Origin of the sequence: Dehalobacter restrictus DSM 9455, from assembly GCF_000512895.1 — a bacterium.
In the GTDB taxonomy this organism is placed as follows: domain Bacteria; phylum Bacillota; class Desulfitobacteriia; order Desulfitobacteriales; family Syntrophobotulaceae; genus Dehalobacter; species Dehalobacter restrictus.
This window is the reverse complement of the sequence record NZ_CP007033.1, coordinates 2,824,477-2,836,799: the sequence shown is the minus strand read 5'-3', so window position 1 is coordinate 2,836,799 and position 12,323 is coordinate 2,824,477. Positions and strand designations below refer to the sequence as shown.

The following is a 12,323-nucleotide window of genomic DNA, read 5'->3' as shown; positions in this document are numbered from 1 at the left end:
AGTGGCAGGAGTACGCGATATTCGCAGACGGATCCGTAGTGTAGCCAATATGCAGCAGATTACCAAAGCCATGAAGATGGTAGCTGCCGCCAAATTACGGAAGTCTCAGGAAAAAGTCATCGCTTCCCGCCCATATGCCAAACAGCTTCAGAGTGTCCTAGCCCGTCTTGTTCAGAACCAGGCGGAGGCAAGGCATCCGCTTCTGGAAAAACGTCCAGTGGAGAAAGTGGGATATATCCTCGTAACGTCAGACCGAGGTCTGTGCGGAGGGTTTAATACCAACTTGAATCGTATGACCAGGAGTCTGCTTGATGAAAAGACGGACGTTCAAGCCGGTTTGGTAGCAGTAGGCCGGAAAGGCATTGATTTTTTTACCAGACGTAATATTGAAATCATTACACAGTTTACTGGATTGGGCGATAGCCCCAATTATAGCCAAGCCAAAGGCATTGCTAAAGATGTCATTGGGTTATATACCCGCGGCGAATTAGATGAGGTTTACCTCGTTTATTCCAAATTCATTTCGGTTCTGTCTCAGGAACCAACCGCTATCAAATTACTGCCGATTGAACCATCCGCAGAAAAGGCCAGTGGCAGCTATATCTTCGAGCCTGAACCCCAGCAAATGTTGGATAAATTACTCCCCAGCTATGTTGAAAGTCAGATTTTCAGCGCCCTCCTGGAAAGCAAGGCGAGTGAAATGGGGGCAAAAATGACGGCGATGGATTCAGCAACGGAAAATGCCAAAGAAATGATTGGCAAGTTGACTTTAATGATGAACAGAGCCCGTCAGGCAGCGATTACCAAGGAAATTTCTGAAATTGTAGGGGGAGCTGCGGCTCTGGAGTAGCTGCTTTTCGTACCTTATCAAAGGAGGTTGCAAGCTTGTGTCAAAAATAGGTAAAGTAATTCAAGTCATGGGTCCGGTTGTAGACATCGAATTTGATTCCGATGCCCTGCCGGAAATTTATAGTGCGATTGTCATTCAAAACGAAGTAAAGAACTCCAAACTGACTTTGGAAGTTGCCCAGCATCTAGGCAACGACACCGTGCGTTGTATTGCGATGTCGTCCACCGACGGTCTGACCAGGGGTGTAGAAGCCGTGAACACCGGTGCACCGATCACTGTCAGCGTCGGTACTGAAACATTGGGGAGAATGTTCAATGTCTTGGGAGAACCGATCGACAATCTACCCGATGTGAACACGGAACTAAAATTCCCGATTCATCGTAAAGCACCACCGTTTGTCGATCAGGAAACCACAGATACGATGCTGGAAACAGGGATTAAAGTAGTCGATCTGCTGGCACCATATGCTAAAGGCGGTAAGATTGGTCTGTTCGGCGGTGCTGGCGTAGGCAAGACCGTTCTGATCCAGGAGCTCATTAATAATATCGCAACCCAGCACGGCGGTATTTCCGTATTTGCCGGCGTTGGTGAACGTACCCGTGAAGGGAATGACCTCTGGAATGAAATGAAGGAATCCGGCGTTATTAACAAGATGACCATGGTGTTCGGTCAGATGAACGAACCCCCCGGTGCCCGCTTAAGAGTAGGACTGACCGGTCTTACCCAGGCTGAATTTTTCCGTGATGAACAGGGACAGGACGTGCTCCTCTTCGTCGATAACATTTTCCGCTTTACCCAAGCCGGATCTGAGGTGTCCGCACTCTTGGGCCGTATGCCGTCGGCGGTAGGCTATCAGCCGACCCTGGCTACGGAAATGGGCAACCTGCAGGAACGCATCACTTCAACGAAGAAAGGTTCCATCACCTCCGTTCAGGCTATTTATGTGCCGGCGGATGACTTGACGGACCCCGCACCGGCTACGGCCTTTGCGCATTTGGATGCCAAAACGGTTCTTTCCCGTTCGATTTCTGAAATGGGTATTTACCCGGCGGTGGACCCGCTGGATTCCAGTTCCCAGATCATGACCCCGGACATCGTTGGCCAGGAGCATTACGAAGTTGCCCGCGAAGTGCAGAAGATCCTGCAGCGTTATAAAGAGCTTCAGGATATTATTGCGATTCTTGGTATGGACGAGCTCAGCGAAGATGACAAACTTCTTGTTAACCGAGCCCGCCGCATTCAGATTTTCCTTTCCCAGCCGTTTAGTGTAGCCGAGGCCTTCACCGGCATGAAAGGCAAATACGTACCGGTCAAAGATACGATTCGGAGCTTTAAAGAAATCTGCGAAGGTAAGCACGATAGTCTGCCTGAAGAAGCGTTCCGGTATGTCGGAACGATCGAAGAGGCGGTTGAAAAAGCGAAACAGTTGGGAGCTGTATAACCATGGCTGGAACGTTTAACTTTGTTGTCGTGGCACCTGCCGGCGAAGTTCTGAATACGGAAGTTGAATTTATCCTGGCACCCGGAGCGGAAGGAGAACTCGGTATCTTAGCCAACCATTCTCCACTCATTGCCAACCTGGTAATCGGGGTCGTCCGCTATACGCAAAACGGCAAAAGTGGAAAAAATGGCAATTGGCGGCGGATTTTTGGAAGTTGTCCAGAACAAGGCAACGATCCTGGCCGACACCGCCGAGCTTGCGGAATCTATCGACGTCGCGAGAGCAGAGGCGGCCAAAGAGCGCGCTGAAAAACGCCTCGGTGAAAAACAGGCCGAGACGGACATCATCCGAGCGGAGGTTGCCTTGAAAAGAGCTGTCGCTAGGCTCAGAGCGACAGAAAAATAGCCTTGGGTTCAAAAGTAAAAAGGATGCAGCGATCATATTGCTGCATCCTTTTCTTATCTTGTCTTGCCTGGTCATAATCTATTCCGCATTTATTTTAGAAATTTGTCAATAGCATCATTCAGTTTGTCGATGACTTCGGTATTGTTTTCCTCATAAGCATGAACCAAACAGTGATTGATATGGTCACTCAAGATGACTTTACCGGTATTGTTAAGTGCGGAGCGGACAGCCGACAGTTGTATCAGTATTTCACTGCAGTCTACTTCATCGTCAACCATTCTTTTTATACCTTCCAGATGGCCGATTACTCTGGCCAAGCGATTTAAGACATTTTTCTTGTTTGGATGGGAATGGGCATGGAGATGCTTATGCTCAAGGCTGTTGTTTTCCATTAAAGTGGCTCCCTTCTGATGAGTACCTGTAAGAAAATTGATATATAACATTTTACCATGAAAAGGCTTCTGGCAACATAGCTAGAAGAATCTAAAAAATCTAAAAAAATCTCTTATGTTTTGGGAATCTCCACTTTGGTCAAACTATTAATAGTTGATGACATTTGAATTAAAGACAGGAATGACAACTAAAAATCAGTAAGCTGGAGTGAGAGAGCGTGTCTGGAAAAAAGACCTTGCTTTGTTTGTTCATATCCCTGACCATTATCGTCTTATCAGGATCAGCAGCCGGGATTGCCAGTAGCATTAAAGCCCAAAGCAATCCTGACAGAAATCTTGTGCTGCTTCTTCATTCGGGACTTGCATCTTGCCAAAATGCCCGGGTAAAATATATTATCTGGACGGAAGATAGCAGCAGTCAGAAGGAAATAGAAAATGTTTTGCAGTCAAGCGGCTTGCTGTGGAATAAAGCTGTCCTGAGCGACTTTGCCAACAGAACGGCCTATCAGTACAGCGCAGAGCTGGAAATTAATCAAGACCAGGAAGGTGATGTTCTCAACACGTATGAAGTACTGAACCTTCGATTATCCAGCCGGGAAACAAAAGTATACCTTGAAGAAAGCGTTGATCAGGAAATTGATATCCAACGTTATTTTAAAATGAACATTGTCAGCATTATTCAACAAACGGATATTCCATCGCTGTATGCTCTGTCCGGTTATACCTGGGGATCAGGCCAGGGTATTAAAGCCGGGAAGGATACAATCAATATACAGGCGGTGACCAGAAAATCCGGAGATAATGGTGGAAGGACTGTACTTGCGCTGCCGGCACTCCTCGAGGAAGTATAGTATACAATAACTTTAAGGTTGACATAGTACGAATAAGTTTTCTTTCCTGCTTGCAGGAAAACAGACCGGTAGAAAAGAACTATTACTGTTGAAATGGAAAACCGGATATGGGATGATTAATACTGGATTGTTTGGACCGGATCATGATATAATCGTAGTTTAGAAATAGGTCAGGAGATGACAATAATTTGAGCAAATTTGTTGTGACAGGCGGAAGAGAACTGGAAGGGAAAGTGGATGTCAGCGGGGCAAAGAACGCCATATTACCGATCATTGCAGCAAGTCTGCTGACTTCAGATAAGATTATTTTGGAGGAAGCCCCCGATCTGCTCGACGTTCAAGTCATGGGGCAGGTTATCGAATCTCTGGGGGGAAAGGTTAAAAGAAAGAACAAGAAATTACATATTGAAAACAGGGATATCGAAAACATAGAGGCTCCTTACGATCTTATATCCAAAATGCGAGCATCCATATTTATTATGGGTCCTTTGCTTGCTCGCAAGGGCAGAATCAGGATTTCTCATCCCGGTGGATGCGCAATCGGGTCCAGACCGATCAACTGGCATATTAAAGGTTTGGAGCTGCTGGGAGCCCAGGTCCGTATGGATAATGGTTTTTTGGACGTTTCGGCCTCCAGACTGAAAGCGGCAAGAATATATCTGGATTTTCCGAGCGTTGGAGCAACCGAGAATATCATGATGGCTGCAGTAAACGCTGAGGGTACGACCATTGTTGAGAATGCTGCTCAGGAACCCGAAATTGTTGATCTCGCCAATTTTATCAATGAAATGGGTGGTAAAATCCGCGGCGCAGGCACAAATATCATTAACATTGAAGGGGTCAAAGAACTTCATGGAACCACGCATACGATTATACCGGACAGGATCGAAGCAGGAACATACATCTTGATGGCTGCGGCCTGCGGCGGGGAAGTCTTGGTGCGGAACGTCATCCCTGTCCACTTGACTTCGCTTTTGGCCAAACTTGATGAAGCCGGCGTGGTATATAAAGAGGAAGATGACGGCATAAGAGTCATTGGCAAAGGGAACTATCATGCCGTAGACATTAAGACCCAAGTGCATCCGGGGTTTTCAACCGATTTGCAGGCGCCGATCATGGCGATGCTTACACGGGCCCATGGAACTTCAATGGTTACAGAGACCGTTTTTGAAAACAGATTCATGCATGTCGAAGAACTGAAAAGAATGGGCGCAGATATCCGGATTGAGGGCAGAAGTGCGATTGTCCAGGGAGTGGAAAACCTTCATCCCGCTACCGTAAGTGCGAGTGATTTGCGGGCCGGAGCGGGCCTTGTTCTGGCAGCACTGACGGCCAATGGCACCTCGGAAATCAGAGAGATCCATCATATTGAAAGAGGTTATGAATACCTTGAAGTTAAATTAAGGGGTATTGGTGCCAATATCACGAAAGAAGAATAACCGACTTCGTTTGTATCATATCGCTGCCCTCCTGTGCATACAAATAGGATATGCTTGTACTGCGCAGGAGGCCAAAACGTGAGTAAAAGAATGAAAACAATAACGGCCGCTGTCATGGCCGTTATCTTTTTTGTAGGAATACTGCCCGTGCTTATCAGTTGGTTTGGGGGTGGAGACCAGGACGATCCGGGAATACCGGTAAGGGTTAAACTGGCAGACGGCCAGATCAGAGCAATACCCATAGAGGAATACCTGGTCGGGGTAGTTGCAGCCGAAATGCCTGCCCAGTTTGAAGCAGAGGCGTTAAAGGCCCAGGCTGTTGCCGCCAGGACCTATGTACTGAAAAGGATGGAATCCGCTGCGGGCAGCGACTTTGATGTGGACACCACTGTCAATACGCAGGCCTGGAATACCAATGAAGAAATGCGGACAAAATGGGGAATCATCAACTACTGGAAATACCAGCGCAAAATTGCAGATGCGGTTAAAGCTACACGGGGGAAGGTTGTTACGTATCAGGGAAAAATGATTAATGCGTTTTTCTACAGCAGCTGCGGCCGGAAAAAGACTGAGCAGGCTGGAGACGTTTGGAGTACTGATCTGGATTATCTCAAAAATGTGCCGTCCGGGGAAAGTGATTCACTACGGTTCGTCAAACATCAGATCTTTCAGTGTGCTGAATTTTATCAGCTTCTTGGTTTCACCCAGATCCCGGAAAAGTTTTCGGACAGCGATGTCATCTTGATTGAAAGGACGAAAGCCGGACGGGTAAAGACACTGGCTGTCAGAAACAAAGTTTTCAAGGGAACGGAACTGCGGAGCAAGCTTCAGCTTTCCTCAACCGATTTTGAATGGGAGACCCGCGGAACAGAAATTGAGTTTGTTACGTACGGCAAAGGACACGGAGTCGGAATGTCACAATACGGGGCCAATGACCTGGCTCTAAAAGGCGAATCGTACATGGAAATCCTGGGACATTATTATCAAGGGACAAAACTTGAAAAGATTTACTGATACCGGACCGGAGACTGCACAGTTCATCCCCGTTTGGGATTCAGACACAAAGTGGATGCCGTCACTACCGATTTGCTGCTAGCTCCGGATAAACCAATAGATCTCGAGCTTCTGGACTTCTGCAGGATCTGCAAAAAATGTGCTGAAAATTGCCCAAGCCCAAGCAATTACCCTGGACGCGGATCAATCGAGCATAACGGTTACCTTCGCTGGAATAGTGATATGAAGAAGTGTACTATATTCAGGGCAACCAACGAAGATGGTGTTTTCTGCGGGCGTTGCATGAAGGTCTATCCGTGGAACTCGAAAGAGGATTCCTGGTTCCACGAAGCAGGAATTTATATTGGAAGCCATGGCGAGGCTTCTGCCAAATTTCTTAAGTCAATTGATGATATGTTTGAATATGAAAAAGATTCTATGGGGTCGGTTGCCTCGGAATCTCAGGTCAAAATAGTAAATGGGGCAATACCAAAGGCATAAATACCTTCTTGTTTAATGCTTTTCTCAAAGATCAGAAACAGGGGAAGACCATACTGAAAGGCCATAGCGGGTTTGATTTAGGAAAAAGGCGGCCTGCCTGCAAATCAGTGTACATTATTTACCAGTAAGGGACATCCTCTTTAGGATGTCTTTTTCATTTGTACCAGCATATAAATGAACTAAAACATTGCAGGTACAAAGGGGAGAGGGAGAGTGCAGGAACATATCAAAAGAAGAGCTTTGGACATTGGCAACTATATTATAGAATCGAGCTGTACAGTGCGGCAGACCGCGCAAATATTTGGGGTATCCAAGTCGACGGTACATAAAGATGTAACGGAAAGATTGCCGTTGATTAACAAACGACTTTCCTCTCAGGTCAAGCATGTCCTTGAAAGCAATAAAGCCGAGAGGCATATTCGGGGAGGAGAAGCAACCAAGAAAAAATATATGCATACGGAGGATTAGCTCCTAAAAGACAGACAGAAAAATAGGTCGCAAAAAACGGAAAGAAAGAGGAAAACATAAAATTACATCGAATAATATGAGCAAAGTTATAAAAAGAATCTCCCCTCCAGGGAGATTCAATTTTGGCTGCCGCCCGGCATGTAAATGCTTGGCGTCTGCCAGGTTTTTCTTATTTTCATGGGACAAGCCAATAGAATCGTGAAGTGAAAGGGGCAGCACCTGATGTTTGGGACTGATCTTGGGATCGATTTAGGCACGGCGAGTGTTCTGGTCTATGCACAAGGCAGGGGTATCGTTTTGCACGAGCCTTCGGTCGTTGCGATTGATAAGAACACAGGTAGAAGAATTGCGGTCGGCGAAGAGGCCAGAATGATGCTTGGCAGGACTCCCGGAAGCATTATGGTCATCAGGCCGATGAGGGATGGCGTCATTGCAGATTATCAGACCACCGAAATCATGCTGAAATATTTACTCAAAAAAGCGGGAATAAAAAACTGGCCTTTTATTAAAAATAGAGTTGTTGTCTGTATACCGTCCGGAGTCACCGAAGTTGAAGAAAGGGCTGTAAAACAAGCCGCTATGAAAGCCGGTGCCGGACAGGTCAAAGTAATTGAGGAACCTTATGCAGCTGCCCTGGGGGCCGGTATGGACATATACGGCCCCGAAGGAAACATGGTCGTCGATATCGGCGGTGGAACGACAGATATTGCAGTAATCAGCCTGGGAGGGGTCGTAACCAAAAAAAGCATCCGCATGGGCGGGGATAAACTGGATGAATCGATTATCAGGTTTATTCGCAGAGAATTCAATTTGATGATCGGAGAAAGAACGGCGGAAGATATCAAGATCAAAGTCGGCTGCGCCGTTCAGGAAGGAAAAGCAGACAACACGGAGATCGATGTCAGAGGAAGAGATCTCATCACCGGACTCCCGAAGACCATCATGGTAGATTCAAAAATGACGTATAAAGCGATGGAAGAATCGCTGGAAGTGATTGTAGCCGGAGTTAAAGATGTTTTAGAGCGTACACCGCCGGAACTTGCTGCGGATATTATGAACAGGGGAATCGTACTTACCGGCGGAGGATCGATGGTAAATTCCCTGGATCTGAGGATTTCTAAGGAGACGGGACTCATTGTGACCCTTGCCGATCATCCGATTTCCTGTGTCGCTTTAGGGACGGGCAAAGTCCTTAAAAACAGTTTCAAGTGAGAATCCCGGGGACAAAAATGAAACAATTGGAAATATTGGGAACGCGTATTGATCCGGCTAGTTTGCAGGACTGCCTTGAAACTATCAAAAATACGATTTTGCTGGGGCAGCAACTCCGGATTGTGACCGCAAATCCCGAATTAATTTACAAAGCTGAACATGACGCCAATCTCCTAGCAGTCATCAATTCAGCCGGTCTTGTCGTACCGGATGGGGTCGGCGTAGTTTGGGCTGCCCGGAAACTTGGCCTTCCAGTCAAAGAAAGAGTAACCGGCATCGACCTGACAGCAGGGATATTAAGGGAAAGCAACCGTCACGGATGGAGAGTATTTCTGTTGGGCGCGAAGCCGGGCATTACAGAAAAAGTTATTCGGCAGCAGAGCCTGCGGTACCCGGGGATAGCGTTGGCGTGTCATCATGGTTTTTTTACGCAGGCAGAAGAGCCGGAGGTCATCCGGCAGATCCGTCACTTTGCACCGGATATTCTTTTGGTTGGCTTGGGTGCCCCCAAACAGGAATACTGGAATCATGAACACGCAGGGCTGGCTAAAGTAAGTATGGGTATCGGGGGGTCATTCGACGTACTGTCCGGAGAAGTGAAACGTGCCCCCGGGGTATTTCGGGAATCCGGACTGGAATGGCTTTACCGGCTGATCAGCGAACCGGGCCGGATAAAAAGGCAAGTTGTACTTCCACTGTACCTTCTAAGGGTTCTGAAACAGAAATATTTCCCGGAATCTGATAAATAAAAACGGTTCATATCGGTTAATCTTGACCGGATGATTCTAATAGGGAATAAATATGATTCTAATCGATTAGGAAAATAACTCACTCAGATAATATACGAAAGCTAAGTGACCGTTTACAGCGCACTTAGCTTATTATTTTTTCATAAAAAGTTATTGTATCCTGAACCATTTTTTCAATGGAAAACAGGCTGGCCTTTTGCCTAGCCCTGGCAGTCATTTCGGCAGAAAAAGCCCTGTCCTTGAGCACCTTGCTGCAGGCCAGCGCCATCGCCGCAGGGTCAGCCGGCGGAACGAGCAGGGCTTCCTTGTGGTCTTCCAGAAGTTCAGGGATCCCGCCGACCTTGGAAGCTATAATCGGGATTCCGGCTTGAGCGGCTTCCAGTAAAACTAGTCCCATTCCTTCGCTCAGAGAAGGAAATACAAACAAATCCATTGCCGGCAGGGCCTGCCAGGCTGAAGGCAGGTAGCCGGTCAGCGTAAATGAAAGTCCGGAAAGCTTCAGTTGTTCGGTCAGTTGATTATGAAGAGGACCTTCACCAATGATGAGCAGATGAAGGTCAGGGATTTCCGCAGTAAGCAGTTTCATCGCTTCAATCAGGTAAAACTGCCCTTTCACCGGGTGCAGACGACCAATCGTTCCGATGACAAGACAATGATCCGGGATTGACCATTGTTCACGGAAGGCTTTGAGCATTTGGTCTGGTTGAGTGAATGAAAATATTTCACTACCGTTATAGATCACGTTCACCGGCAAAGTTAATCCTTTCCTGTTCAGTCGGATGGCAGCGGATTGGCTGAGACTGACGGATACCGCAATAATGCCGGCAGACCAGTGCAGGGTGAGATTATCGACCCAGAGAGAAATCCTGCCTTTGAGGGAAGACGGATAATCGTATTCCGGCAGGCTGTGGATGGTTGAAATGCAGGGGATCTTGGTGAGTCTCGCGACGGTCCGCCCCAGAAGGTTAGCCCTTGTGCCATGGGCATGGATTAACGCAATCTTATGTTTGCGGCAGAAAGCAATAATGGTAGGCAAAGGGGAGAGGTCAAAAGGGAACTGCATGGGGAATATTTCAGACGGGATGCCGAAAGACTGTGCGCATGGTGCCAGCGCGGAGCCCTTGGTCAGACAACCCAGAAAAGGATTTACGCTTTGCCTGTCCAGATTTTTCAGGAGATTCAGAACGTTCTGCTCAGCCCCTCCGATCTCGCCGCCTCCAATCAGATGAAGAACATTAATCGACATAGATTGCCTCCTCCAAAGCCTTTGGCATAATATTTCTCTGCTGTTATAAATATGATAGAGAAATATGATTGGACTTGCAAGTCCTGCGGAGGATTAAGGTGAATTATGGGAGGACAGAAAATTTCCTAAGTGTGTTTATGTTTTTGGGTATGATATGCCACGGGATTTTTTTTATCCGAGAGTGGCTTGTCCTGGGTGCTGTCTTGATATTCTACACGATTGCTCACTGGAAACAAGTTTGTCTTACAACTATCGCCGCCAAAAAAAAATTTCGGAATCCGGTGAGCATTTTTTTGCTGCTGAGCCTTTTTTCGCTGGTGGGACTATTCAGTCCAGTCAGGGCAATTGATGGCTGGCTGGAAGCGTTCCGCTGGCTGGTATATTTATCTGCCTATTTGTGGGGAATACAGCTGGCGGCTGCCGGGGGGGCAAATAGGTTTTTAAACAGAATGATATGGTTGACAATTTTGGCGGTGGTACTGTCCTGGCTGCCCGGAAGTGAGAATATCTGGCTGCCGCCTGGCCCGCCGGAAGAAGGGCGCTATGCCTTCTGTTTCGGATATCCGAATTCTGCTGCAGCTTTTCTTGGGTGCCAATTAATGGTAATATTGATAAAAAGGGGATTTAACCCATTTTTCTTGCTGCTGCTGGGAATAAGTATCCTATCCACTGGATCAAGGGCTTCGATACTGCTGCTTTTGTTGTTTATCCCGATTCTATTGCTAAAAAAAAGAGCTTTAACTCAAAAAAATATTATAAATATGGATAGCATCAGAACTGTAACCGAAAAGCGTTCTCAGGCGTCAGTCAGAATAATACTTCTTGCTTGTTTGATCATTGTCCTATACCCTGCAGTTTCGAGTATACAGGTGCCATTCAGCCATTTAAGTTCCTGGACGTATACCAGCATGGCGGAAAGAATTACGTATTATGCTGATAGTATCCGGCTTGCCAGAGATGCATATTTTCTGCCGCGGGCGGGAGGATGGCTCGGTTTTCCCTTTATTCAGACCACCCCTTATTGGACATTGGATACCCATTCTTCATTTTGCCGGGTGCTTTTAAATCAGGGGATCATTGCTCTTTTGTTATTAATGCTTTGGGCACGGCAAGGATTCAGGAGTTTTGTCCAGGACCTTTGGAATGGAGATGACCTTGGAACGATCTGTACGAAAGCAGCAGCTCTATTTTTGGGACTGCACAGCCTGATTGATGTGGATATGTCTTTTGGGATTATCGGCATCTTATTCTGGCTGCTGGTCGGGCTCAATACCGGGGAAAAAACAGAAAATCAGGACAAGATCAGAACCGCCTTGCTTAGCTGAAGCATATGATAGAAATAATCAGAAGAATTAATGATTATACGGCAAAGGCAGGTCAGGCACATGATGCTTATTTATGGTGTATTGGCGGTAGGTTTGATTATTCTTTGGTTATGGGCAGGACAATATGAGTGGGAGCTTCCGGATGCCCTGTCTGAACGGATTGAGGCCTTTAGAACAAACAACACGCGGCAGGTGAAGACAATCACTGACAATGCGGTTTTGGCTATTGAGGCCAAGGAATTTGACCATGAGGATATTGAAAAAGAAATTTATATGGTCAGAAAAACACGAAACAGGCAGGAGGGAATAATTGTCAGCATAGATTTGTCGCAGGAGAATGCCAATCTTCCTAAAGACGAGCAGGAAAGAACCAAGACCCGTCTGGAAAGACGTTTTCCTGGCCTGACGGTTCAATATACTCAGAAAGGATAAGGACAAAAGCGTGCTTTTT

The 12,323-nt window shown here is 46.8% G+C and carries 12 protein-coding genes and 2 pseudogenes; 12 read left to right on the top strand and 2 right to left on the bottom strand.

The window, feature by feature from the left end; genetic code table 11:
• Window position 1 precedes the first annotated feature (1 nt).
• From atpG to DEHRE_RS13495, 3 genes and pseudogenes are all read left to right on the top strand, one after another.
• Window positions 2–850 (top strand): ATP synthase F1 subunit gamma, encoded by an 849-nt coding sequence (atpG, locus tag DEHRE_RS13505; RefSeq protein ID WP_019224987.1) that lies wholly within the window; start codon window positions 2–4, stop codon window positions 848–850.
• Window positions 851–887: 37 nt separating this feature from the next.
• Window positions 888–2,291: a F0F1 ATP synthase subunit beta gene (atpD, locus tag DEHRE_RS13500; protein ID WP_019224986.1), complete on the top strand. Its 1,404-nt coding sequence runs from the start codon at window positions 888–890 to the stop codon at window positions 2,289–2,291.
• Between the two features lie 2 nt (window positions 2,292–2,293).
• Window positions 2,294–2,696: pseudogene (locus tag DEHRE_RS13495) on the top strand (F0F1 ATP synthase subunit epsilon).
• Between the two features lie 89 nt (window positions 2,697–2,785).
• Here DEHRE_RS13495 and DEHRE_RS13490 read toward each other — a convergent pair.
• Complete coding sequence (locus DEHRE_RS13490) at window positions 2,786–3,088, bottom strand: metal-sensing transcriptional repressor (RefSeq protein ID WP_019224984.1); 303 nt, start codon at window positions 3,086–3,088, stop codon at window positions 2,786–2,788.
• Window positions 3,089–3,306: 218 nt separating this feature from the next.
• Here DEHRE_RS13490 and DEHRE_RS13485 point away from each other — a divergent pair, with 218 nt between their 5' ends.
• The 7 genes and pseudogenes from DEHRE_RS13485 (at window position 3,307) to DEHRE_RS13455 (ending at window position 9,301) form a co-directional block, all read left to right on the top strand.
• The gene (locus tag DEHRE_RS13485) at window positions 3,307–3,939 is read left to right on the top strand and encodes a hypothetical protein (protein ID WP_019224983.1); all 633 of its coding nucleotides are present in this window, start codon (window positions 3,307–3,309) and stop codon (window positions 3,937–3,939) included.
• Between the two features lie 188 nt (window positions 3,940–4,127).
• Entirely contained in the window at window positions 4,128–5,378 is a 1,251-nt protein-coding gene (gene murA / locus DEHRE_RS13480; protein WP_019224982.1) for a UDP-N-acetylglucosamine 1-carboxyvinyltransferase, read from the top strand.
• A gap of 78 nt (window positions 5,379–5,456) precedes the next feature.
• Complete coding sequence (gene spoIID, locus DEHRE_RS13475; RefSeq protein WP_019224981.1) at window positions 5,457–6,392, top strand: stage II sporulation protein D; 936 nt, start codon at window positions 5,457–5,459, stop codon at window positions 6,390–6,392.
• 3 nt (window positions 6,393–6,395) lie between these two features.
• Window positions 6,396–6,872: pseudogene (locus DEHRE_RS13470) on the top strand (hypothetical protein); the annotation flags it as partial.
• 213 nt (window positions 6,873–7,085) lie between these two features.
• A complete protein-coding gene (gene spoIIID, locus DEHRE_RS13465) occupies window positions 7,086–7,340 on the top strand; it encodes a sporulation transcriptional regulator SpoIIID (protein WP_015044900.1) in 255 nt (84 codons plus the stop codon).
• 222 nt (window positions 7,341–7,562) lie between these two features.
• The gene (mreB, locus tag DEHRE_RS13460) at window positions 7,563–8,552 is read left to right on the top strand and encodes a rod shape-determining protein MreB (RefSeq protein ID WP_019224979.1); all 990 of its coding nucleotides are present in this window, start codon (window positions 7,563–7,565) and stop codon (window positions 8,550–8,552) included.
• 17 nt (window positions 8,553–8,569) lie between these two features.
• Window positions 8,570–9,301 (top strand): WecB/TagA/CpsF family glycosyltransferase, encoded by a 732-nt coding sequence (locus DEHRE_RS13455; protein ID WP_019224978.1) that lies wholly within the window; start codon window positions 8,570–8,572, stop codon window positions 9,299–9,301.
• A gap of 124 nt (window positions 9,302–9,425) precedes the next feature.
• Here DEHRE_RS13455 and DEHRE_RS13450 read toward each other — a convergent pair whose 3' ends face one another.
• On the bottom strand, window positions 9,426–10,547 hold the full coding sequence (locus DEHRE_RS13450; RefSeq protein WP_019224977.1) for a glycosyltransferase: 1,122 nt from the start codon (window positions 10,545–10,547) through the stop codon (window positions 9,426–9,428).
• Between the two features lie 98 nt (window positions 10,548–10,645).
• On the opposite strand from DEHRE_RS13450, the gene DEHRE_RS13445 reads away from it, so the two are divergent.
• Both DEHRE_RS13445 and DEHRE_RS13440 read left to right on the top strand, forming a co-directional pair.
• Window positions 10,646–11,872: an O-antigen ligase family protein gene (locus DEHRE_RS13445; protein ID WP_025206217.1), complete on the top strand. Its 1,227-nt coding sequence runs from the start codon at window positions 10,646–10,648 to the stop codon at window positions 11,870–11,872.
• Between the two features lie 60 nt (window positions 11,873–11,932).
• Window positions 11,933–12,304, top strand: a complete 372-nt coding sequence (locus tag DEHRE_RS13440; protein WP_019224975.1) for a hypothetical protein — start codon at window positions 11,933–11,935, stop codon at window positions 12,302–12,304.
• The last annotated feature ends 19 nt before the right edge of the window (window positions 12,305–12,323 follow it).